We start from the raw sequence: 24,537 nt of genomic DNA, 5'->3' as shown, positions 1-24,537 counted from the left end.
TGAGAGTGCCCCTGCCCGAGATCCGGCCCTACCCGCTGCCCGCGGCCGGTGAGCTGCCCGCGGGACGGGTCCGGTGGCGGCCCGATCCGGCCCGGGCGGCGCTGCTGGTCCACGACATGCAGCGCTACTTCCTGGCGCCGTTCGCCGGTGCGCCGGTGCCCGAGGTGACGGCGCACACCGTGCGGCTGGTGGAGGCGGCCCGGGAGCGGGGCGTCCCGGTGTTCTACACCGCGCAGCCGGGCCGGCAGGACGCCGCGGACCGCGGGCTGCTCACCGAGTTCTGGGGCGACGGCATCGGCGCGGTGATCGACTCCGATCCGGCCGCCGCCGACATCGTCCCCGAACTGGCCCCGGCCGAGGGGGACTCCGTGCTGGTGAAGTGGCGCTACAGCGCCTTCCAGCGCAGCACCCTCGCCGAACAGCTCGCCGCGCTGGGCCGTGACCAGCTGCTGATCACCGGTGTCTACGCGCACATCGGCTGCCAGGCCACCGCCGTCGAGGCGTTCATGCGCGACGTCCAGCCGTTCCTGGTGGCCGACGCGGTCGCCGACTTCTCCCGCGCACGCCACGACGAGGCGTGCGCGTACGTCGCCCAGCGGTGCGGCGTCGTGACCACCACCGCCGACGCGCTGTCCGCGCTGTCGGCGCCCACCCCCCGCAGGAGCCGTCCGATGACCCCCACCCTGTCGCCCGAGCGGGTCCGCGCCGACGTGGCGGAGTTGCTGGACTGCGACCCCGCCGAACTCGCCCCCGAGGAGGACCTGGTGGACCGCGGTCTGGACTCGGTGCGGATCATGACCCTGGTCGAGCGCTGGCGCGCCGCGGGGGCGGAGTCCCTGGAGTTCCCCGACCTGGCCGAGCGCCCGGAGCTGGGCCACTGGACGGCGCTGCTGGCGGGCGGTCCCGCATGAGCCGCGTCGACCACCGGCACCGGCACCTGGAGCGGATCGCGGAGGTCCGGGCGGGGCGCAGCCCCGAGAAGGTGGGGTACCCGATCCGTGTCCGGCGGACCGAGGTCCTGCGCACCGCTGCGGTCGGCACCGGTCTGCTGCGGGTGACCCTGGGCGGGCCCGGGGCCGAGGGCTTCGAGGCCCACGCGCCGGACGAGCACGTGAAGCTGCTCTTCCCGGAGCCGGACGGCTCGCTGCGGCTGCCCGAGCAGGACGGGACGATGCTGCGCTGGCCGCGTCCGGCGCCCACGTCGCGGGAGTACACCGTGCGCCGTCACGATCCGGCCGCGGGGGAGATCGACATCGACCTCGTCCCGCACGAGGGCGGGCTCGCCTCGGACTGGGCGCGGTCGGTGCGGCCGGGTGCCGTGGTGCATGTGGCGGGTCCGCCCGGCGGTCTGATCGTCCCGCACGCCTACGACCGCTACCTCCTGGCCGGCGACCTCACGGCGCTGCCCGCGATCGCCCGCCGCCTGGAGGAGCTGCCCAGGGACGCCAGGGGAGGGGTGGTCGTCGAGGTCGCCGACGCCGGGCAGGAGATCGCCCTGGACGCGCCGGAGGGCTTCGAGGTGCGCTGGCTGCACCGCGGCGACCGCCCGGCGGGTACCGGCGACGCGCTGGCGGAGGCCGTGACGGCGGTGTCCGTGCCCGCGGGTGAGCGGGTGTACGTGTGGGCGGCCGGTGAGGCGGGGCAGTTGAAGCCGCTGCGCCGCTGGGTCCGGGACGCGCTGCGGCTGGAGCGGGCCGACCACGACATCTCCGGCTACTGGAAGCGCGGCGTCGTCGACTTCGACGAGGACGGCCACTGACGCCCGGCGTCCCGTCACCGCGGGTGCGGTGACGGGACGTCATCCCGCGCACCCCGCCCGGGGGCGTGACCGACCGGACCATCAGATAAGGTAAGGCTAACCTAAATAGAGCAGGTGGATCCTGCTCGACCGAAGGAGTTCCCCATGTCCCTGCGCAGACCCTCGGGCCTGATCGGCGCCCTCGCCCTGACTCTGGCGCTCAGCGCGTGCGGCTCCTCGCCGGAGAGCGGTTCGGACACCGCGAAGACGGACGAGACCCGGGTGTTCACCGCGGACAACGGCAAGATCACCATCCCCGCCGACCCGCAGCGCGTGGTCGCGACCGGATACGCCGTCCCCGCCCTGATCGAGGCCGAGGCGCCGCTGGTCGGCATCTCCTCCTGGCAGCGCGGCGAGCCGATGATGACGAAGGAGGACCTGGCCACCTACGAGGACCTCACCAAGGTGGCCGGCGAGCAGGCCGCCGAGACCAACTACGAGGCCGTCGCCGAGGCGGACCCCGACCTGATCGTCATCGGCGTTCCCGCCCCGGTGCTCGGTGACATCGACGTCGAACGCCTGGAGTCCATAGCCCCGGTGGTGGCCATCGGCCCGACCGTGCCCTCCGCCTGGCGCGAGCTGTCCCGCAAGCAGGCCGACGCCGCCGGCGCGCTGGAGGAGTTCGACGCCTCGCAGGAGAGGTACGAGGCCAAGGCCGCCGGCCTCGCCGAGAAGTACGAGGACGTGCTGCCGGGCCGCGCGGTGGGCCACGTCGGCACGTACGGGGAGACGGCCAAGGGCAGCTTCCAGCGCGAGTTCGGTGGTTCGTGGGGCACCAACGTCGCCGAGGACCTCGGCGCGGAGTACTACGGCGAGGTGAAGGAGGAGGGCCCCGGCTCGGCCTCGGTGAGCGAGTACCCCTCCGTCGAGGAGCTGCCGGACTCGCTCGGTGAGGCCGACATGATCACTTATTCGGTGGCCGCGGACGGCAGCGTCCCCGAGTCGGTCCAGTACGTCATGGACTCCAAGCTGTGGAAGAACCTGCCCGCCGTCAAGGACGGGATGACCTTCCCGATCCGCTACACCGAGGCCGCCACCTACGGGCAGGCCGTGCAGACTCTGGACGCGATCGACGAGTCGTTCGCGCCGCTGCTGGACCGGTGACCGCCGCAGGCCGCGCCCCCGGCACGGCCGGTGCCGGGCGCGCGGTTCCGCACCTCGCGGTGCTCGTCGGCGGACTCGTGCTGCTGGCGGCGGTCGCCGTGCTGAGCATCGGCATCGGCGCCCGCCCGGTCCCGCCCGCGGAGGTGCTGCGGGCGCTGCTGGACCCCCGGGGGACCGACGACCACGTCATCGTCCGGGACGTCCGGGCGCCCCGCGCCCTGCTGGCGGTCGCGGTCGGTGCCGCGCTGGCCACCGCGGGCACGCTGATCCAGACGCTCGCCCGCAACCCGCTGGCCGAACCGGGCATCCTCGGGGTCACCGCGGGCGCCGGGTTCGCCATCACCCTGGGTTCGGCACTCGGCCTGTCCGGTCAGGCGGGTGAACTGGGCCTCGCGGTCACCGGATCGGTGCTCGCCGCGCTGCTGGTCGCCGCCGTCGGGCAGCGCTCGCCACTGCGCCTCGTACTCGCCGGCGTGGCCCTGACCGCGGTGCTCGGCGGCCTCGCGCTCGGCATGCGGCTGATCCTCCCCGACGTCTTCGACGTCTACCGCTTCTGGTCCGTCGGCTCCCTCGCCGCCCGCGAACAGGCTCCCCTGGCCCTGCCGTTGGCCGCGATCGGTGCCTCCCTGCTCGGCGCGCTGCTGCTGAGCCGGGCACTCGACGCACTGACCCTGGGGGAGAGCGTGGCGCACACCCTGGGAGCCGGAGTGGCCCGGACCCGGGCCATCGCGCTGGTACTGATCACCGTGCTCAGCGGGGCCGCGACCGCGGTCGCCGGGCCGATCCTCTTCGTCGGGCTGATCGTGCCGCACCTGGCCCGGCGACCCGCGGCGGGCTCGGTGCCGTGGCTGCTGCTCTACACGATGGTGCTGGGCCCGATCCTGCTGCTCGTCGCGGACATCGGCTCCCGGGTGCTGCTGCCCACCGGCGAGGTGCCGGTGGCCGTCGTCACCGCCTTCCTCGGCGGCCCGATGCTGATCTGGGCCGTCCGCCGCTACGGGGCGGGGGCGCTGTGAGCACACCCGTACCGCACCCCGTACCCCGCACGGTGATGCTCGCCGCCGTGCTCGGCGTGCTGATCCTGGCCCTGGGCCTGCTCGGACTCTGCTTCGGCGCGTCCTGGTCCCGCCCCGGCGAGGTGCTCGCCGCACTGACCGGCGCGGAGTACTCCGTGGTGATCCTGGAGTGGCGGCTGCCGCGGGTGCTGGCCGGGGTGGTCTTCGGCGCCGCGCTCGGTGTCGCCGGAGCCCTCTTCCAGAACCTGACCCGCAACCCGATGGGCAGTCCGGACGTCATCGGCCTCGACGCGGGCGCCTACACCGGCGCCCTGATCGCCCTCACCGTCCTGTCGGGCACCTCCGCGCAACTGGCCACCGGCTCGGTGCTCGGCGGCCTGCTCGTCGCGGCCGTCATCTACCTGCTCTCCGCCGACCGGGGCTTCTCCGGACTGCGCCTCGTGGTGATCGGCATCGCCGTCAACGCGATGATGACGGCGGTCAACTCGTGGATCGTGCTGCGCGCCGAACTGGAGGTGGCCATCGCCGCCGTCGGCTGGAGCGCGGGCTCGCTCAACGGCGTGGACTGGGGCGGGCTGCGGGTCCCGTTCGTGCTGATCGCCGTGCTGCTGGTGGTGGTGGCCGCACAGGCCCGGGCCGTCCAGCAGACCTCGCTGGGCGACGCGGTCGCGGTCACCACCGGCGTCGGACTCGGCCGGCTGCGGCTGCTGACGGTGCTGGTGGGCGTCGGCTGCACCGCCACTGTCACCGCGGTGGCCGGACCGATCGCGTTCATCGCCCTGGCGGCCCCGCAGATCGGCCGGCGGCTCGCGGGCGCGCCCGGGGTGCCGCTGCTCCCGGCCGCGCTGACCGGGGCCGTCCTGCTCCAGGGCGCCGACCTGATCGCCCAGATGCTGCTGGCGCCCACCGCGCTGCCCGTCGGCGTCGTGAGCACCGCGATCGGCGGCTGCTACCTGATCTGGCTGCTGACCAAGGAGGTGAGGCGCGCATGACCGCACGCCTGACAGCGCGGGACCTCACCCTGCGCTACGGCGACCGGGTGGTCTCCACCCGGCTCAGCCTGGACGTTCCCGACCGCGCCTTCACCGCCGTCGTGGGCCCCAACGCCTGCGGCAAGTCGACCCTGCTGCGCGCCTTCGTCCGGCTGCTGCGCCCCGAGGCCGGGCAGGTGGCCCTCGACGGCCGCGAGGTCGGGGACTACCCGACCAAGGCGCTGGCCCGGGTGCTCGGCTTCCTCCCGCAGGACCCGCTGGCCCCCGAGGACATCAGGGTCCGGCAGCTGGTGGCCCGGGGGCGGTTCCCCTACCAGTCGCTGTTCGCCGTGCGGTCGCCGCAGGACGAGGAGGCCGTCGCCGCGGCGATGGCCGCCGCCGGGGTCGCCGACCTCGCCGACCGGCCGGTCCAGGAACTCTCCGGCGGGCAGCGGCAGCGGGTGTGGACGGCCATGGTCCTCGCCCAGGAGACGCACTGCCTGCTGCTCGACGAGCCCACGTCCTTCCTGGACATCACCCACCAGTACCAACTGCTGGGCCTGCTGGCCCGCCTGCGCGACGAGGGCCGGACGGTGGTCGCCGTCCTGCACGACATCAACCAGGCGTGCCGCTTCGCCGACCACCTGGTCGCGATGAGGGACGGCCGGGTCGTCGCCGAGGGCCCGCCCGCGGACATCGTCGACGCCGCACTGATCAAGGACGTGTTCGACCTGCCGAGCGTCATCGTCCCCGACCCGGTGACCGGCACCCCGATGGTCGTCCCCACACTCGGAGGAGAGTGAATTGAGCACCGCAAGCGTGTCCACGGACGGTCTGCTCGCCCTGACCGGTGCCCAGGAGGGCATCTGGAACGCCCAGCGCCTCGAACCCGACTCGCCGTACTACCTGGTCGGCGACGTGATCGAGATAACCGGGGCGGAACCCCTGGACACCGGGGCGCTCGCCGAGGCGGTCCGGGCGACCACCGAGGAGGCCGAGACCCTGCGGCTGCGGGTGCACGAGACGCCGTCCGGGCCGCGCCAGACGGTGTCCGGGGAGCCGGTCGCGCCGCCCGAGGTCGTCGACGTCAGCGACGCGGCCGACCCGGCCGCCGCGGCCCGGGCGCACGTCGAGGCGGAGCGGGCCCGGGCCGCCGAGGCGTGCCGGGGGATGACGGACCGTCCGCTGTACGCACGCACGGTGATCCGGCTCTCCGCAACGGAGGTCTGGTACACGCAGCTGGGCCACCACCTGGTCTTCGACGGCTACACCGCCGCGATGCTCGCCCGCCGCACCGCGGCCCGCTACACCGCCCTGGTGCGCGGCACCGAGCCGGCGCCCCCGCCCTTCGGCCGCTTCGCCGACCTCGTCGCCGCCGACCTGGCCTACCGGGAGGGCGGCCGGTCCGCCGAGGACCGCGCCTACTGGGTCGACCGCTTCACTCCGCTCCCCGACCTCGTCACCACCGCCGGCGACGAGGGGCCGCCCGACCGCACCCTGACGGCCCGTGCCGCCGTCACCCCGCAGGAGACGGCCCGGCTGCGCGCCTTCGCCGAGAGGGAGCACGTCACCTGGGGCGAGGCGCTGATCGCCTGCTACGCCGCGTACCTGCACCGGACCCTGGGCCCCACCGACGTGGTGTTCGCGCTCCCGCTGATGTGCCGGACCGGCTCCACCGCCCTGCGCACCCCCGCCATGGCGGTCAACGTGCTGCCGATGCGGATCGCCGTGCACGGCGGGGACGGGCTCGGGGAGCTGAGCCGCCGCGTCGCCGCCGCCATGCGGGAGACGCGCGCGCACCAGCGGTACCGCGGCGAGGACCTGCCGCGCGACCTCGGCGTACCCGGAGCGGGCGCGCTGCTGCACGGCCGCGGCATCAACCTCAAGGCCTTCGACCTGGCGCTCGACTTCGCCGGGGCCACCGGAGTGATGCGCAACGTCGCCGGCGGCCCGCCCGAGGACATGGGACTGAGCGTTCTGCCCACCCGCGACGGCGGCCTGCTGCTCGGCTTCGAGGTCGACGCCCGGACCGACGACCAGGCGGCGGTCGACGGCAGGCTGACCGGCTTCCGGGCCCTGCTGGCCGGGCTGACCGACGGACTGCCGGTGGGCCGGATTCCCCTCGCCGGCGGTGCGGAGCCGCTGCCGACCGCCTGGACGCCGCCCGCCGTGCCCGGCACCCCGCTCGACCTGCCGGCCGCGTTCGACGCCATGGCCGCCGCCGACCCGGGGCACACCGCCCTGGTGTGCGGCGAGGAGCGGCTTTCCGCGGCGGAACTGGCCGCTCGCGTCCACCGCACGGCCCGCGCCCTGCGCGCCCGCGGGATCGGGCCGGACGCGGTCGTGGCGGCCGCACTGCCGCGCACCGCCGACGCCCTCGTCGCCCTGCTGGCTGTCCTGGACGCGGGCGGCGCGGTGCTGCCGCTGGACACCGCGCATCCGCCCGAGCGGCTGCGCGCGCTCCTCGACGACGTCCGCCCCGCGCTGGTGCTGACCGCCGGGGCGGTGGACGGACTGCCGTGGGACACCCTGCGCGCCGAGGCGGCCGACCTCTCCGGCGCGCCGCTGCGGCCCGGGGAACTGGCCGCGCCCCGGCACCCCGAGCACCTCACCCACGTGATCCACACCTCCGGCTCCACCGGGCGGCCCAAGGGCGTCCTCGGCCGGGCCGGCGGCCTTGCCGCGCTGCTCCACCACCAGCGGGCGACGGTCGTGGCGGAGGCCGAGCGGACCGCGGGCCGACGGCTGCGCGTCGCCCACACCTACTCCCTCGCCTTCGACTCGGCGTTCGACCACCTGGTGTGGCTGCTGTGCGGCCACACCCTGCACCTCTACGGCACCGAGACCTCCCGCGACGCCGACGCCCTGCTCGCCGTGTACGAGCGGGACGGCATCGACGTCGTCGACACCACGCCGTCGATGGCCGCGCCCCTGGTGGAAGGGGGGCTGCTGGCCCGGCGCCCCGCGCTGCTGGTGCTCGGCGGCGAGCCCGCGCCGCCCGCGCTGTGGAGGCGGATCGCCGCCTCCGGCGTCGCCGCCCGGAACATGTACGGACCGACCGAGGCGACCGTGGACAGCACCACCGCGCCGATCACGGGCGACGAGCGGACGATCGGGCACCCGCTCGCCGGCACCCGCGCCTACGTCCTGGACAACGCGCTGCACCCGGTGCCGCACGGCGGGTCGGGCGAGCTGTACCTGGCCGGGCCGCACCTGGCCCGCGGCTACCTCGGCCGGCCCGGTGCGACCGCCGGGCGTTTCGTGGCGGACCCGTTCGGTGCGCCGGGGGAGCGGATGTACCGCACCGGCGACCTGGCCCGGTGGGTGCCCGGCCGCGGTCTCGCGTACCTGGGACGCGGCGACGGACAGGTCAAGATCCGCGGCCACCGGGTGGAGACCGGGGAGGTCGAGGCCGCGCTCGCCGCGCTGCCCGGGGTCGCCGCGGCGGCCGCCGCAGTGCGTTCCTCCCGGCTGGTCGGCTACGTCGTACGGGCCGCGGTCGGTGCGGAGTCCGGCAGCGGCCCGTTCACGCCGGAGGACGTGCGGGAACGGCTGGCCGCGCGCCTGCCCGAACCGATGGTGCCCGCGGCGGTGGTGGTGCTCGACGCACTGCCGGTCACCACCCACGGCAAGCTCGACCGCGCGGCCCTGCCGGCGCCCGCGGTGACCGGCGGCGGCCGCGGACCGCGCACCGAGCGGGAGCGGCTGCTGTGCGCCGTCCTCGGGGAGGTGCTCGACGCCGAACGGGTGGGCGTGGACGACGACTTCTTCGCCCTCGGCGGTGACAGCATCACCGCGATCACCGTCAGCAGCCGGCTGCGGACGCACGGCCTCGCGCTGCGCCCGCGGGACCTGCTGGCGCGCCGCAGCCTGGCCGCGCTCGCCGCCTCCGCCGAAGCCGCCGACGACGCCGCCGGGCCGGTGGACGAGCCGGCCGGACCGGTCCCCGCACCGCCGATCGTGCGCGGCCTGCTCGATCCGCACCCGGACGCGGACGTCGTCGCCGGGTACGCCCAGTGGACCGCGCTGCGGGTCGAGGGCCTCGCGTACGACGCCCTGACCGCGGGTGTGCGGGCTGTGCTCGACCGGCACGACGCCCTCCGGCTGCGGGTCGGGGACGACGGCCTGGAAGTCCTGCCCCGGGGCGCGGTCCGGCCCGCCGTCACCACGCACGCCGTCCCCGCCGCCTCCTACGGGGTCGCCGCCTCCGAGGAGTTCGCGGCGGCGACGGCCCGGCGGCTGGCGGGGGAGCTGGACCCGCGGACGGGCGACCTGCTGCGGGCGGCCCTGCTCCGGACCGGCGGCACCGAGCCGGACCGGCTGGTCCTCGTGGTCCACCACCTGGCCATGGACGGCGTCTCCTGGCGCGTCCTGCTGCCCGACCTGCACACCGCCTGCACCGGCGGCACCCCGGAACCCGTCGGCTCCTCGTGGCGGCGGCACGCGCGACTCCTCGCCGAGCAGGGGCGGTCCGGCGCGCGGCGGGGCGAACTCGACCACTGGCGGGGCGCGCTCGGCTCCGCTACCCGACTGGGTGCCCGCCCGCTGGACCAGGAGCGGGACACCGCCGCCACCGCCCACCGGTCGGTCACCCTGGCCTCGCCCGCGACCACCGAGGCGCTGCTGACCACCCTCCCCGCCGCCTACCGCGCCGGGGTGGACGAGGTGCTGCTGGCCGCCCTGGTCCTCGCCCTCCGGGACCACGCCGCCCCCCGCGACCCGGGCGAGGGCGCCCCCCGCGACCCGGGCGAGGGCGCCCCCCGCGACCCGGACCGCGGGCCCACCCCCGACCGGACGGGCGCGCCGCCCCCCGACGCGGTGACCGTGACGATGGAGGGCCACGGCCGCGAGCACCTCGACCTGTCCCGCACGGTCGGCTGGTTCACCAGCGAGTACCCCGTCCGCGTCCCCGCGGCCGGGGACGTGCGGCAGGTGCTGCGCGCCGCGAAGGAGGCCAAGCGCGGCGTCCCGGACGGGGGCGTCGGCTACGGCGTGCTGCGCACCCTCGACCCGGTGGCCGGCCCCGAACTGTCCGCCACCGCGCCCCCGGACGTCCTGCTGAACTACCTGGGGCGGTTCGCCGCGCCGCCCGGCACCGGGTGGCGCCTGCCGGAGCGGGACGCCTTCGCGGTGGTCGAACCCGGGGCCAAGGCCCTGGAGCAGGTGCTGGCACTCAACTGCTTCGTCCACGAGGAGGGCGCGCCCCGGCTCGCCGTCGAGTGGACCGCCGCGACCGGAGTGCTCGGCACCGGCGAGGTCGCGCGGCTCCAGGCGGCCTGGGACGCGGCCCTGGCGGCGCTGGCCGACCACGCCCGCCGCGCGCCCGGCGGACTCACCCCCTCGGACCTGCCGCTCGTCGCCCTCGACCAGGACGCCCTCGACGCCCTCGAACGCACCGGTCGCGTCGAGGACGTGCTGCCGGCCACTCCGCTGCAACTCGGGCTGTCCTTCCACACCCTGGCCCGCGAGGACACCGACACCGACGTCTACGTCGTCCAGGCCGTGACCACCCTGCTCGGCGCGCTGGACCCGGAGCGGATGGCCGAGGCCGCGCGGGAACTGCTGCGCCGCCACCCGGCGCTGCGCGTGCACCTGGCACGGGCCGGGGACGAGGTCGTGCAGGTGGTCCCCGCCGACGTCGCCCTGGACTGGACGCGGGACGACCGCTTCGAGGAGGCCGCCCGTGCCGCGCTGGCCCGCCCGTTCGACCCGGCGCGGCCGCCGCTGATCCGCTTCCTGCTGTCCCGGGTCGGCCCCGGAGAGCACCGGCTCGTCCTCACCAACCACCACGCCCTCCTCGACGGCTGGTCGATGCCTCTGGTCGGCCGCAGCCTGCTGGCCCTCTACGCCGAACTGGGCGGCGGCCCCACCGCTCCGGCCGGGCCGCCGCCGGGGGAGTACTTCCGGTGGCTCGCGGGCCGGGACACCGGTGCCTCGCTGGAGGCCTGGCGGGAGGCGCTGTCCGGCGTGGACGGCGCGACACGGCTGGCACCCGTGCGCACCGGGGTCGCCGTCGAGCGGCCCGAGCGCGTCACCCTGGACCTGGGCCGCGAGTTCAGCGAGCGGCTGCGCGGCTTCGCCCGCGCACACGGTGTCACCCTCTCCACGGTGTTCCAGACGGCCTGGGGCCTGCTGCTGGGCAGGCTCACCGGCCGCCGCGACGTCGTGTTCGGCTGCCCGGTCTCCGGGCGGCCCGCCGAGGTGGACGGCGTGGAGTCGATGATCGGACAGCTCGGCACCACCGTCCCGGTGCGCGTCCGGTACACCCAGGACCTCACCGCGCGCGAGCTGCTGGCGCGGGTGCACGCCGAGGGCCTCGCCCTGGCCGAGCACCACCACGTCGGTCTGCCCGCGATCCAGCGGGCTGCCGGGGTCGGCGAACTCTTCGACACCATGCTGGTGATGGAGAACTTCCCGCTCTCCAGCCGGAACCGTACGACGCTCGCCCCCGGACTCGACCTCGCCGGGGTCGAGATCACCGACGCCACCCACTACCCGCTCACCGTGATCGTCATCCCGGACGACGCGATCACCGTCGGACTCGGCCACCAGCCGGGCGCCTTCACCGCGGCGGAGGTCCGCGACCACGGAAACCGGCTGCTCCACCTGCTGCACGAGATCGCCGACGACCCCGAACGACCCGCGCTCGGCATGCCGCTGCTCGACTCCGAGGAGCGGCAGCGGATGCTGCGCCTCGGCGTCGGACCCGCCCCCGCCCGTGAGCGCGGCCACTGGCTGGACGAGTTCGCCTCCTGGGTGCGCCGCAAGCCCGATGCCGAGGCGGTGGTCTGCCGGGACCGCAGCCTGAGCTACGCCGCACTGGACCGGCAGGCCAACCGGCTCGCCCACGCGCTGATCCGGCGCGGCGTGCGGCCGCAGGACCCGGTCGCCGTCCTGCTCGGACGCGACGTCGGGATGACGGTGGCGCTCTTCGGCATCGCCAAGGCCGGTGCGGTGTACGTACCGATGGACCCGAGTCTCCCGCGGGAGCGGCTGGCCGGCATGCTCGACGGCGTCGCCCCGGCCGCCGCCGTGACGACCGGCGCCGAACTCCCCGGCGCGTCCGGGGTCCCGGTGCTGCGGCTGGACGACCCGGACACCCTCGCCGAGCTGCCGGACACCGACCCGGCCGAGGCGCGCTCGGGCCTCACCGAGGACGCGCTCGCCTACGTCATCCACACCTCCGGAACCACCGGCACGCCCAAGGGCGTCGGGGTGACCCACCGCGGCGTGCCCGACCTGATCGCCCTTCAGGAGGAGATCGTCGGTGTCACCGAGCACGACCGCTACCTGCACTTCGCCTCGACCGGTTTCGACGTCGCGTTCTGGCAGACCATGGTGCCGCTGCTGTCCGGCGGCACCTCCGTCATCGCCCCCGAGGAGGTCCGCGTCCCCGGCGACGAACTGCTCGACTACCTCGTCGAGCACCGGGTGACCGGGGTGAACCTGCTGCCCTCGTTCCTCGCCGCCATGCCCGACGACCGCACCGTCGACCCGGAGGTGTTCTTCGTCGTCGGCGCCGAGCGCCTCGACCCGGAACTCGCCCGCCGCTGGGGCACCGGCCGCCGGGCGCTGTTCAACGCCTACGGCCCCACCGAGGTGACCATCAACGCGGTCACCTGGCAGTACGACCCGGACGATCCGGGACCGCTGCCGATCGGCCGCCCCGACCCGAACGTCCGCGCCTACGTGCTCGACGGCGGGCTCCAGCCCGTCGGCACCGGCGCGACGGGTGAGCTGTACCTCGGCGGGCCGAGCCTGGCCCGCGGTTACCTCGGCCGCCCCGGCCAGACCGCCGCGGCGTTCGTCGCCGACCCGTACGGCCCCCCGGGCGAGCGGATGTACCGCACGGGCGACCTCGTGCGCTGGCGGCCGGACGGGCAGCTCGTCTTCCTCGGCCGTGCCGACCACCAGGTCAAGATCCGCGGCTTCCGGGTCGAACTCGGCGAGGTCGAGACCGCCCTGACCCGCCATCCCGAGGTGCGCGCCTGTGCGGTGCTGCTGCGGGAGGGCCGGCTCGTCGGCCACGTGATCCCCACCGACGGCGCCGACCCGGACCACGAGCGGCTCCGTGCCCACCTCGCGGCGCGGTTGCCCGACCACATGGTGCCGAGCGCGTTCGTGACGCTCGACCGGCTGCCGCTCACCCCCAGCGGCAAGCTCGACCCCGACGCGCTGCCCGCCCCCGAGGCCCCCGCCGCCGTCCGCCGCGAACCCGCCACGGCCGCCGAGGCGGTCCTCCTCGACGTCCTGCGGGACGTCCTGGGCACCGACGACCTCGGCCCCGAGGACGACTTCTTCGCGATCGGCGGCGACAGCATCGTCTCGCTGCAACTCGTCTCCCGGGCCCGCCGCCGTGAACTCGGCCTCACCGCGCGGGACGTGTTCGAGGGGCGGACCGTCGCCGGGATCGCGGCCCGGGCCCGCACCCTCGACGGCGAGGCGGCCCCCGCCGTGGGTGACGCCCCGCTCACTCCGGTCATGCGGGACCTGCTGCACCGCGCGGGCAGCGCCGCGGACGGCTTCTGCCAGTGGGTGGAGGTCTGCGTCCCGCCGGGTGGCGACGAGAAGTCCTGGCAGGCCGTGCTCGACACGGTCCTGGCCCGTCACGACGTCCTCCGCGCCCACCTGGCCGGGGACGTGCTCCGCATCCCGCCGACCGGTGCCGTGACCGGCGCCCGGGTGCTCACCCGCGTACCGGCCGGGGACGACCCGCGGGCGGTGGCCGACGCCGGGACCGCCGCGGCTCGCGCGTCGATGGACCCGCGCACCGGCCCGCTGCTGCGCGCGGTGTGGGTGGACGCCGGACCGGACCGGCCGGGGCGGCTCGTGCTGATCGCCCACCACCTGGTCGTCGACGGGGTCTCCTGGCGCATCCTGCTCGACGACCTCCGGCACGCCTGGTCCGGCGGCTCGCCGGCCCGGCACGGTCAGTCCTTCCTCGGCTGGGCACGCACCCTGCGCGAGGCCGACCGCCGCTCCGAACTGCCGCACTGGCGCCGGACGACCGCCCCCGGAGTGTCCGCCCGGCCGCTGGCCCGGCCCCTCGACCCGGCACGGGACACCGTGGCCACCGCCGCCCACCACGAGTTCCGGCTGGACACCGAAACGACGCGCGCCCTCGTCGCCGCCCTGCCCGCCCTCCACCGCACCACCCCGGACGCCGTCCTGCTCGGCGCCCTCGCCCGCGCCGTGCGGGAATGGCGCGGCGCACCGGAACTGCTGGTTGCGCTGGAGAGCCACGGCCGCCCGCCGCAGGTGGATCTCTCGCAGACCGTCGGCTGGTTCACCGCCGTCCACCCCGTCCGGCTCGACCCGGACGAGGACGTGCCCGCGGTCGCGGAGCGGTTGCGCGCCCAGGGGGACGGGCTCGGCCACGGCATCCTGACCGCCGCGGGGCTGCTGGACCCGGTGGTGCCGGAGGTCTCCTGGAACTACCTCGGCAGGTTCCCCGGCGCCCCCGCCGAGGAGACGCCGTGGCAGGCGCCCCCGGACGCCGACCCGCTGGGCTCCGGCGGCACCAAAGAACTGCCCCTGGCCCACGCCCTGATGGTCAACGCGCTGGTCCGCGAGGACGCGCTCGGCGTGCGGATCACCTGGCCGTCTGCGCTGTTCACCGCCGCCGAGGTCGAGGAGCTGGCCGCGCACCTGCGCACTGCGCTCCTGCGCACCGCGGCCGCCCCCGGCCTCCGGGCCCTCGGCGGCGGACGGCCGGTCGCCGAGGTGCAGCAACTCACCCCGCTCCAGCAGGTGATGCTGCGGCACTCGCGCACCGAACGCCCCGACCCGTACACCGTCCAGTCGGTGTTCTCGCTCGCCGGCCCGCTCGACGTCGCCGCCCTGCACGCCGCGGGCGGCGACCTGCTCGACCGCCACCCCAACCTGGGCGCCGTCTTCCCCGACGACCTGGCGGTGATCCCGCGGGCGCCGCGCCCGGACTGCCGGGTGTCCGACGGACCGGCCGCGGAGGTCCTGGCGGCCGACCTCGCCGAGCCGTTCGACCTCGCCGAGGGCCCGCTCCTGCGCCTGACCGTGATCCGGCACGGACCCGAGCGCGCCGACCTGGTGCTCACCAGCCACCACCTGCTCTCCGACGGCTGGTCCGCCCCGCGCATCCTCGGCGAGCTGTTCGCCCTCTACACCGCCCGGGTCACCGGCGAACCCGCCGGTCTGCCCGACCCCGTGCCGTTCGCCGACTACCTGCGCCGCCGCGCCGAACAGGAACCGGACCTCGGCGCCTGGGCCGCCGAACTGGACGGCCTGCCCGAGGGGGACCCTCTCGGCTGTGGCGAGCCCGGCCCGGCGTGGCAGGAACCCGCCCTCCTCACCTTCGCCGCGGAGCTGGTGGCCGAACTCGGCCGCCTCGCCGCGCAGCGCGGCCTCACCCGCAACACCCTGGTCCAGGGGGCGTGGGCGCTGCTGCTGGCCCGGCACTCGGGCCGCCGGGACGTCTGCTTCGGCGCCATGGTCGCCTGCCGTCCGCCGGAACTGGCCGGCGTCGAGGAGATCATCGGGCTGCTGGCCAACACCGTCCCGGTCCGGGCCCGGCTCGCCGGCACCCTCGCCGAGACGCTCGCCGACCTCCAGGCCCGGCAGCGGGCCCTCGTCGAGCACCAGCACGTCGCCCTGCCCGACCTGGAACGGCTGACCGGGCGCCGCAGACTGTTCGACAGCCTCGTGGTGTTCGAGAACTACCCCGTCGACCCGGACCGCCTCCGCGAACCCGCCCCGGGCCTGAGGGTCGTCGGCACCCGGTTCCGCGAGGCCACCCACCATCCGGTGACCCTGACGGTCATGCCGGACGGCGAGGGGTGGTCGGGCGTACTCGCCCACCGCGCCGGACCGGAGGCCGCGGCGTCCGGCGTGGACGCCGAGGGGCTCGCGGCGGAGCTGCTCGACCTGCTCCGCATGCTGGGGCGGCACCTCGACGAGGACGTGCGCGACCTGCTGGAGCGCCGATGAGCGCGGAGGCCGCACCGCGCGCCGAGCGGATCGACGGACGGCTGCTGCGGATCGCGTTCATCCTGGTCCTCGGCACCTTCATGGCCACGGTGGACGCCACCATCGTCAGCGTCGGCATCGACACCCTGGCCGAGGAGTTCGACGCGTCCGTCGCCGAGATCCAGTGGGTGACGACGGCGTACCTGCTCGCCGTCGTCACCGCCGTGCCCGCCTCCGGCTGGCTCGCCGACCGGTTCGGCGGCCGGCGGACGTGGCTCGCCGCCGTCGGGCTCTTTCTCCTCGGCTCCGTGCTGTGCGCCCTGGCCTGGTCGGCACCCAGCCTGATCCTGTTCCGGGTGATCCAGGGTCTCGGCGGCGGCCTGCTCCCGCCGACCGGCCAGGCGCTGCTGGCCCGCATCGCCGGCCCCGGACGCACCGGACGGGTGCTCAGCATCGTCGCCGTCGTCCCGCTGCTGTCCCCGGTGCTCGGCCCGCTGGCCGGCGGCTCGATCCTCGCGGCGGCCCCCTGGCCCTGGCTGTTCCTCGTCAACCTGCCGATCGGCGCGGCCGCGATCCTGCTCGCCCGCCGCCACGTCCCCGCGGTGCCGCCGGCCTCCGGGCGGACGGCGTTCGACTTCCGCGGAGCCGCGCTGCTCTCGCCGGGACTGGCCGTCCTGGTCCTCGGGCTGACCGAGGTGTCCCACGGCCGCGCCCCGACCGCCGCGATCGGCGTCGCCGCGGGTCTGGCGATGCTGGCCGGCTTCACCGTGCACGGGCTGCGGACCCGCCGCACCCCGCTGATCGACCCCCGCCTGTTCGCCCGGCCGCCCTTCGGGGCCGCCGCCCTCGCACTGCTCGCCCTGGGTGCCTCGGTGTTCGGCACCATGTTCCTGCTGCCGCTGTACCTCCAGACCGGCCGCGGCCTGTCGGCCTTCGAGGCCGGGCTGCTCCTCGCACCCCAGGGGATCGGCGCGGCGGCCGGATCGGTCCTGGTCAACCGGACCATCGACCGGATCGCCCCGCGGACGCTGGTGGTCACCGGCATCGTGCTGATCCTCGCCGGCACCGTCCCCTTCACCCAGCTCGGACACGGGCTGCCGGACGCCCTGATCGCCTCGGCCCTCGCCGTCCGCGGCATCGGAATGGCCATGATCGGCGCGCCCGTGATGAACATCGTCTACAGCCGCATCGCGCCCGAGCACCTCCCGCGCGCCTCCGGAGCGCTCAGCCTGCTCAACACCGTCGGCGGCTCGCTCGGCACCGCCGTCCTCGCCGTGGTCCTCCAGGAACGGCTGGCCGCGCGGGGCCCGGACCTCCCGCAGGCCTTCGCCGACACCTTCTGGTGGGTGCTCGGTCTCTGCCTGATCGCCGCGGCCGGTTCCACCCGGTTGCCCCGAACCCCCGTCAGGAAGCCGTGAACACCGTGAACACCGTGAACACCGTGAACACCGTGAACCGTGCGACCGCCCTGGACGCCCGTCAGGAGCCCGCGGGCGCCGTGGGGTGGCCGCTGCCCACGCCCGCCGAACTGGCGGCGGCCCACCCCCTGCGCCCGGCGGCGGCGGACGCCGTCGCCCGCCACCGGGAGACCGTCGCCGCCGTCCTCGACGGCCGGGACCCGCGCCTGCTGGTGGTCGTCGGCCCGTGCTCGGTGCACGACCCGGGTGCGGCCCTGGAGTACGCCGCGCTGCTCGCTACCGCTGCCGGGAGCCTCGCCGACGACCTGGTCGTCGTCCTCCGCGCCTACCTGGAGAAACCCCGCACCGTCACCGGCTGGCCCGGGCTGCTCACCGCGCCCGCGCCGGACGGCAGGGGCGGCCTGGCCGCCGGGCTCGCCCTCGGCCGGTCCTTCCTGACCGGCGCGGCGGCCACCGGCCTGCCCCTGGCCTACGAGTTCGTCGATCCCGTCCTCGCCCCGTACGTGAGCGACACCGTCGCGTGGGGCGCGATCGGTGCGCGGACCGTCGCCAGCCAGCCGCACCGGCAGCTGGCCTCCTGGCTCCCGATGCCGGTCGGTATGAAGAACTGCGTCTCCGGCGGTCTGGACACGGCCGTCGCCGCCGTGCAGTCCGCCGCGCACCCGCACACCCTCCCGGGCCTCTCCCCGGACGGGCACCTCACCGCCCTCCGCAGCACCGGGAACCCCGACGGCCACCTGGTGCTGCGCGGCGGCCCGGTCCCCAACCACGACCGGGCGGGCGTCGCCCGGGCCAGGACGGCCCTGGCCGCGGCCGGGCTCCCGCAGCGGCTCGTCGTCGACGCCTCGCACGGCAACAGCGGCAAGGACCACAACCGCCAGCCGGCCGTGGTCGCCGACCTGGCCGGGCAGCTCACCGACGGGGAATCCTCGCTGGCCGGGGTCATGATCGAGTCGTACCTCTCCGACGGCCGCCAGGACCCCGCCGGTCCCGCGGTCCGCCCGGACCTCAGCGTCACCGACTCCTGCCTCGGCTGGTCCCGCACCCGCCCGCTGCTCGACCTGCTCGCCCGCGCCTCCCGCCGCCGGTCGCAGACGGCGCGGCAAGCACAGACGGCGCGGGAAGCGCGAGAGGTGCCGGGCGCGGGGCGCGTGCGATGACGGCACCCCCGGCGCCGGACGTGCCGACCGGCTTCCGCAGCCGGACGGTCGTGGTCAAGTGCGGCGGCGGCGCGATGGCCGACGAGGACCTGCGGCGGACCTTCGCCGCCGACGTGGTGGAGCTGCGGCGGTCCGGTCTCCACCCGGTCGTGGTGCACGGCGGCGGGCCCCAGATCAGTGCCCTGCTCCACCGGCTCGGCCTGGAGGTCCGCTTCGAGGCGGGGCTGCGGGTGACGACACCCGAGGTCATGGACGTGGTCCGGATGGTGCTGACGGGCCGCGTCCAGCGGGAGCTGGTCGGACTCCTCGACCGCCACGGCCCGCTCGCGGTGGGGATGTCCGGCGAGGACGCGCACACCCTGACCGCCGTCCGGCGGCACGCCCTGGTGGACGGCCGGCCGGTGGACATCGGGCTCGTCGGCGACATCACCGAGGTGCGCCCGGACGCCGTGCGCGCCCTGCTGGAGCGGGGCCGCATCCCGGTGGTCTCACCCGTCGCACGGGGAGTCGACGGGCAGGCCCACAACGTCAACGCCGACCTCGCCGCCTCGGCCCTGGCGGCCGCCCTCGGTGCGGAGAAGCTGGTGGTACTCACCGACGTCGAGGGTCTGTACGCGGACTGGCCGGACAGCACCGAGGTCGTCGCACGCCTGACCGCACGCGAGGTGGAGAAACTGCTGCCGGAACTGGCGAGCGGGATGCTCCCCAAGATGGAGGCCTGCCTGCGGGCCGTCCGGGCGGGCGTGCGCACGGCGCACATCCGGGACGGACGGCGGCCGCACGCCGTGCTGCGGGGAGTTCTCGGCCCCGACGGCACCGACGGCACCGGCACCACCGTCGTCCCCGACGACGCGGACGCCCCGGGCTGAGCGGGGGCGGCCGGGCGCGGGTGCGGGCGGCCTTCCGGGCCCAGGCCCACTGCGGGGGTCCACTGCCGGGGCCGCCGGGCTCCCGCCCCGCGGCCCCGGTAGCGGACCGCGCGCGGTCAGCCCTGCCGGGCGACCAGGCTCGCGGGGCGCATGTCGGTCCAGTGCGCCTCGACGTACTCCAGGCAGGCCGCACGGCTGTCCGCTCCGAAGACGGTGCGCCACCCGGCCGGTACCTCGGCGAAGGCGGGCCACAGCGAGTGCTGGTTCTCCTCGTTGGTCAGGACCAGGAAGCGGGCCTGCGGGTCGTCGAACGGGTTGGTGGCCATGGCTGCGGTTCACTCCTTGCGGGTCCTGCCGGCGCTCCGGCACGGGACGGTCGTGGTGGGCACTGCTCAGCGCGCGGAGCCGATCCCGCCTGCGACCGGCCGTACCGCGGCGTCGTCGGCCCGCAGCCGGCGGTCCAGGAGCGAGTCCAGGATCTCGCCGACGCGGATCGCGGTGTTGGACAGCAGCGACGAGGTGATGCCGTGGGTGTGCTCGGTGCCGCCCTGGAGGTAGATCCCGCAGCGCAGCTCCGGGTCCGTCTCGATCCGGTAGTCGCGGGCGACGCGGACACGGCCCCGCTCGTCGCGGTGGCAGCGGCCGGCGACCTCGCCGAGGAGGCCGAGCGGGTCGGCGGGGTGGTAGCCGGTGGCGAAGACGACGGCGTCCGCGTCCAGGTGTGTCTCCTCTCCCGTGACCAGGGAGGTGACGGTGGCCCGCACGCTTTCCGGGCCCTCCTCCAGGGCGGTCAGCCGGGACGCGTTGAGGAAGCGCAGCCGCTCGGTGCCGAGGACCTTCTCCCGGTACGCCTCGCGGTACAGGTCGTCGATCAGGTCGATGTCGACCACGGAGTAGTTGGTGTTGCCGTGGTAGTCCATCAGCTTCCGCTTGACGCTGTCGGGGGCCGAGAAGTAGTCGTCCACCGCGTCGGGGTCGAAGATGCGGTTGGCGAAGCTGCTGTCGTCCGAGGGGCTGTAGCCGTAGCGGGAGAAGACGGCGCAGACCTCGGCCCCGGGGAAGCGGCGGTGCAGGTAGGCGACGTTCTCGGCGGCGCTCTGGCCGGCACCGACCACGACGAAGCGCGACGGCTGTCCCTCCGCCAGCCGCTCCACCCGGCCGAGCAGGTCGGAGGTGTGCCAGAGGTGGTCCGAGCGTTCGACGCCCTCCGGCATCCGCGGCCGCAGGCCCGTGCCGAGCACGAGGTTGCGGGCCCGGTGGACGACCACCTCGGAGCCCGAGCGCACCGTCACGTCCAGGTACTCCACCTCCAACCCGTCCTCGCACAGGACCGGTTCGACGGCGAGGACCTCGTGGCCGTAGGAGACCACGTCGTCGACCTTCGCGGCGGCCCACTCCAGGTAGTCGTGGAACTCGACCCGCAGCGGGAAGAGGTTCTTCTGGTTGAGGAAGTCGACCAGCCGCCCCCGGCTCTGGAGGTAGCACAGGAAGCTGTGCTCGCTCGCCGGGTTCCGCAGCGTCACCAGGTCCTTGAGGAAGGACACCTGCATCGTCGCGTCGTCGATCAGCATGCCGCGGTGCCAGCCGAACCGCGGTTGCCGCTCGAAGAAGTGGGAAGTGACCGCCTCCTGCCTGCCGACGCGCGCGTTGTGCTCGCTCAGGGCAAGGGCCATGGCCACGTTGGACGGACCGAAGCCGATGCCTATGAGGTCGTGGATCAGAGGTGCGTCGCCAGGTGGAACCTGAGACATGTCACTCCCATCGTGCGGGACGGCGCCGGCCGGGCGGCATGGAAACGGGCGGCCCGGGGCATGCCGGAGAGCAGCGACCCGGGTTCTGACTTAGGTGAGGCTAACCTGATCTGGTGGAGCCTGTCGACGGGGCGGCCGTGCCGTTCGCGGTTCAGGGGCCTGAAAGGGCGTGCCGTGCAGCGGTGTTGCGTAGTTAGGTAAGCCTTGCTTTACTTGCTGTCGGTCAGTTGCCCCACTCAAGTAGCTCCACTCGGGAGGAACCTTCATGCGGGTCGTCATGTTCGGATATCAGACCTGGGGCCACCGCACCCTGCGCGCGCTCCTGGACTCCGAGCACGACGTGGTGACCGTGGTGACGCACCCCCGGAGCGAGCACGCCTACGAGAGGATCTGGAGCGACTCCGTCGCCGACCTGGCCACCGAGCACGGCGTCCCGGTGATCATCCGCAACCGGCCCGACGACGAGGAGCTGTTCCAGCTCCTCAAGGACGCGGACCCGGACATCATCGTGGCCAACAACTGGCGCACCTGGATCCCCCCGCGGATCTACACCCTGCCCCGGCACGGCACGCTGAACGTCCACGACTCGCTGCTGCCCGCGTACGCCGGCTTCTCGCCGCTGATCTGGGCCCTCGTCAACGGAGAGCCGGAGGTCGGCGTCACCGCCCACATGATGGACGAGGAACTGGACGCCGGTGACATCGTCCTCCAGCAGGCCGTCACCGTCGGACCCCACGACACGGCGACCGACCTCTTCCACCGGACGGTCGAGCTCATCGCCCCGGTCACCCGCGGCGCGCTCGACCTCATCGCCTCCGGGCGGACCGAGTTCACCCCGCAGGACCGCTCCCGGGCCACCTTCTTCCACAAGCGCGCCGAGGAGGACATCCGGATCGACTGGGGCTGGTCCGCCGAGGACCTCGGGCGCCTGATCCGCGCCCAGTCCGCCCCGTATCCGGCCGCGTTCACCCACCATCGCGGCAGGCGCCTCGAAATCCTCTCCGCCTTCGTCTCGGAGGGCCGCTACGGCGGCACCCCCGGCCGCATCTTCTACCGCGAGGGCGAGGGAGTCGTGATCGTCGCCGGAGCCGACGCCCGCCGGGGCCGCAACCACGGCCTCGCCATCACCCGCGTCCGTACCGAGGACGGTCGCGAACTCCCCGCGACCGAGTACTTCACCTCCATGGGCGGCTACCTCACCTCCCACCCCTGAACGCCCCAGGGCGGCTCACCCCGCAGGGGGGCAGGCGTCACACGGCGCCCGCCTCCGTCAGGAACGGGCTCGGAGTCCCCGTCCACGACACGTGGAGGCTGTCGCGGGCGCGTGTGCAGGCCACGAAGAGCAGACAGCGCTCGGCTGCCAGGTCGGCCTCGTGCTGGAGGCGGTCCACCTCGACCGGGGTGACGGCCTTGGCGAAGGGCACGGCGCCCTGGCGGACGCCGATGACGGCGACACAGCGGAACTCCAGGCCCTTGAGGGAGTGCATGGTCCCGACGCGCACCGCCTCGGTGTTCTTCGGCGCGTCCCCGCGAAGCCGTACCGCCGCGACCCCGGCGTCCCGCAGTCCGGCAACGGCCTGGTCGCAGTTGCGGTTGAAGCGGGCGCCGACGGCGATGTCCGCGGCCGGGACACCGGCCTCCGTCCAGGCGCGCACCCGCGCGACGAGCGCGTCCAACTCGGCGTCCTCGGAGTCCGTGGCGCGCACCTCGGGGCCGTTGCCGTGCAGTGCCGACCGGTAGCCGATCAGCGTGTCGTGGCGGCCGTCGTCCTCCAACTGCTCGAAGGGACGTCCGAGCAGCAGCGCGGTGGACCAGGTCAGGATCTCGTGGGTGCTGCGGTAGTTCTTGCGCATCTTGGCCGACCTGCCGGTCACCCTGATCCCGAGGGCCTTGAGGGAGACCCTGGTGTCGTAGATGCGCTGGTGCGGATCGCCCGCGATGAACAGGTCGTCCGGGCGTTCCGGGACGGCCGCGCGCAGCAGCCGCCACTGCGCGGGATGGAGGTCCTGCGCCTCGTCCACGACGACGTGCCGGTACCGCGGGCCCTCCTTCGCGAGCAGGTCCGCCGCCTCCGCGCAGGTTCCCAGGTAGGTGCGCAGTCCGTCCGCCGCCAGCTGCGCGGTGAACTCCTCGACGACTCGCCAGACCGCCGGACGCTCGGCCGCGGGCAGTGCGCTGCCGCGTCCCCTGCGGTCGGCGGCCAGGTAGTCTTCGAGGCTGCGCAGGTCCTGGGCGAGGACGACGTGCTTGTACTCCTGGGCCAGGAACTGCCAGGTGGCCTCGCTCCCAGCGGCCAGCGCGGCCTTCGTCCAGCGGGCGTGCTCCTCGTTCCCGTACAGCGGACGGCACTCACCGCTGCCGGGCAGCACCCGGCCGGCGAACGAGTCGACGGTCGTCACGTCCACCCGCGAACGCAGCTCCTCGTTCTCGACAAGACCTTCGAGCCCGCTGCGGAGAGCTGTCACCAGGGAGTTCGTGTAGGTGGTCAGCAGGATGCGGTCCCCGTCGCGGAGGTGCCGCAGCAGGTGCCGGACGCGGTGCAGCGCGACGACCGTCTTGCCGGTGCCCGGCCCTCCGGTGACCTGGGCGGGCCCGGAGTAGGACGCCCGGTAGGCCACGCGGTGCTGTGAGGGGTGCAGGAAGATCCGCCAGGCGGCGAACGGCTTGTCGAGGATCTCGCGGAGCTCCTCGGAGGCGCTGACCAGCGCGATGCGGGTGCGGGTGCGGCGGATCGCGGTGTCGTAGTCGGCGGTGTCCACGGGGGGCGAGGACTGGTCGAGCGACCGCCCGGCCAGGCTGGGGGCGACCAGGTCGCGCCAGACGTCGTCGACGCCGAACCCCGCGGCCAGGTACTCCAGAACCTCTCGCTGGTCCTGCGGGAAGTGGGGTGCGAACACCTCCAGCTGTTCGAGGCTGGTCAGCACACGCGCCTGCCGGAGCGTGGTGGCGTCGATGCCGAGCGCGCCCATGTCGCCGTCGGACACCTTGGCGAAGAGCCGCCGGTCAGGAGCGGCGGCGATGCGCTCATAGGCGGGTGTGAGCTCCTCCAGCACGGTGATGTCGCGGATCTCCACCGCCTGCGTGACGGTGTTGATACTGGCCTTCTGCTTCACCGCCCAGGCGTTGGCCTTGTCGTGCGGCATCACCCGCAGCAGGACGAACGTGTCCCCGCGGTCCGGCGCCAGGAGCACGCCCCGGGTGCCCCGGTCGATGCGGATCGTGCGGATGTGCCTGTCGCGCGCACCGGTCAGGGACTCCAGGTTCAGCCCCGGGTCCTTGAAGAGCTGTTCCAGAGTGAGCCGCTCGAACTTCTCCCAGGCGTCGAACACCCCCTGCCGAACGGTGCCCTGGAGCTTGCCGAGCTGGGCGCAGAAGGAGATGTCGAAGGCGAGGTGCGGCATGGGCGGCAGGTGCTTCCTCGTGAGGGGCGGTCGTCAGTAATGGTCGGCCTCACCGTCGAGGACCGTCAACGCAGCTTCCTGCGTGCTGAAGCCGGTGACGATCCGTAC

At 74.9% G+C, this 24,537-nt stretch carries 14 protein-coding genes and 1 pseudogene; 12 read left to right on the top strand and 3 right to left on the bottom strand.

Going from position 1 to position 24,537, the window contains the following annotated elements; translation table 11 throughout:
* Nucleotides 1–5 precede the first annotated feature (5 nt).
* The 11 genes and pseudogenes from H300_RS24795 to argB form a co-directional block, all read left to right on the top strand.
* A pseudogene (locus H300_RS24795) lies at nt 6–620 on the top strand (isochorismatase family protein); the annotation flags it as partial.
* Between the two features lie 51 nt (nt 621–671).
* Nucleotides 672–911, top strand: coding sequence for a phosphopantetheine-binding protein (locus H300_RS32110; RefSeq protein WP_486583544.1), 240 nt, complete (start codon nt 672–674; stop codon nt 909–911).
* Nucleotides 908–1,759, top strand: a complete 852-nt coding sequence (locus H300_RS0103835; RefSeq protein WP_028426381.1) for a siderophore-interacting protein — start codon at nt 908–910, stop codon at nt 1,757–1,759. The genes H300_RS32110 and H300_RS0103835 overlap by 4 nt, the downstream gene beginning before the upstream one ends.
* A 144-nt stretch (nt 1,760–1,903) precedes the next feature.
* A complete protein-coding gene (locus H300_RS0103830; RefSeq protein ID WP_028426380.1) occupies nt 1,904–2,902 on the top strand; it encodes an ABC transporter substrate-binding protein in 999 nt (332 codons plus the stop codon).
* On the top strand, nt 2,899–3,918 hold the full coding sequence (locus tag H300_RS0103825; RefSeq protein WP_028426379.1) for an iron chelate uptake ABC transporter family permease subunit: 1,020 nt from the start codon (nt 2,899–2,901) through the stop codon (nt 3,916–3,918). Before H300_RS0103830 ends, H300_RS0103825 begins: the two co-directional genes overlap by 4 nt.
* A gap of 35 nt (nt 3,919–3,953) precedes the next feature.
* Complete coding sequence (locus tag H300_RS0103820; protein ID WP_051269409.1) at nt 3,954–4,910, top strand: iron chelate uptake ABC transporter family permease subunit; 957 nt, start codon at nt 3,954–3,956, stop codon at nt 4,908–4,910.
* Nucleotides 4,907–5,692, top strand: a complete 786-nt coding sequence (locus H300_RS0103815) for an ABC transporter ATP-binding protein (RefSeq protein ID WP_028426377.1) — start codon at nt 4,907–4,909, stop codon at nt 5,690–5,692. The genes H300_RS0103820 and H300_RS0103815 overlap by 4 nt, the downstream gene beginning before the upstream one ends.
* A gap of 1 nt (nt 5,693) precedes the next feature.
* Entirely contained in the window at nt 5,694–15,851 is a 10,158-nt protein-coding gene (locus tag H300_RS0103810) for a non-ribosomal peptide synthetase (protein ID WP_028426376.1), read from the top strand.
* A complete protein-coding gene (locus H300_RS0103805) occupies nt 15,848–17,248 on the top strand; it encodes an MDR family MFS transporter (protein ID WP_028426375.1) in 1,401 nt (466 codons plus the stop codon). Before H300_RS0103810 ends, H300_RS0103805 begins: the two co-directional genes overlap by 4 nt.
* Nucleotides 17,245–18,408 (top strand): 3-deoxy-7-phosphoheptulonate synthase, encoded by a 1,164-nt coding sequence (locus H300_RS24790; RefSeq protein ID WP_486583537.1) that lies wholly within the window; start codon nt 17,245–17,247, stop codon nt 18,406–18,408. The genes H300_RS0103805 and H300_RS24790 overlap by 4 nt, the downstream gene beginning before the upstream one ends.
* On the top strand, nt 18,405–19,277 hold the full coding sequence (gene argB / locus H300_RS0103795) for an acetylglutamate kinase (protein ID WP_037978950.1): 873 nt from the start codon (nt 18,405–18,407) through the stop codon (nt 19,275–19,277). Before H300_RS24790 ends, argB begins: the two co-directional genes overlap by 4 nt.
* Before the next feature lie 116 nt (nt 19,278–19,393).
* Here the strand turns inward: argB and H300_RS0103790 are convergent, their stop codons facing one another.
* Entirely contained in the window at nt 19,394–19,603 is a 210-nt protein-coding gene (locus H300_RS0103790) for an MbtH family protein (protein ID WP_028426373.1), read from the bottom strand.
* Nucleotides 19,604–19,669: 66 nt separating this feature from the next.
* The gene (locus tag H300_RS0103785) at nt 19,670–21,028 is read right to left on the bottom strand and encodes a lysine N(6)-hydroxylase/L-ornithine N(5)-oxygenase family protein (protein ID WP_028426372.1); all 1,359 of its coding nucleotides are present in this window, start codon (nt 21,026–21,028) and stop codon (nt 19,670–19,672) included.
* A gap of 265 nt (nt 21,029–21,293) precedes the next feature.
* Between H300_RS0103785 and H300_RS0103780 the strand changes: the two genes are divergently transcribed.
* Entirely contained in the window at nt 21,294–22,241 is a 948-nt protein-coding gene (locus tag H300_RS0103780; protein WP_028426371.1) for a methionyl-tRNA formyltransferase, read from the top strand.
* 37 nt (nt 22,242–22,278) lie between these two features.
* Here H300_RS0103780 and H300_RS0103775 read toward each other — a convergent pair whose 3' ends face one another.
* Nucleotides 22,279–24,429, bottom strand: a complete 2,151-nt coding sequence (locus H300_RS0103775; protein WP_028426370.1) for a UvrD-helicase domain-containing protein — start codon at nt 24,427–24,429, stop codon at nt 22,279–22,281.
* Nucleotides 24,430–24,537 lie beyond the last annotated feature (108 nt).

The sequence above is a fragment of the Streptomyces sp. TAA040 genome (assembly GCF_000424845.1).
This window is presented reverse-complemented; position numbering and strand designations above follow the sequence as displayed.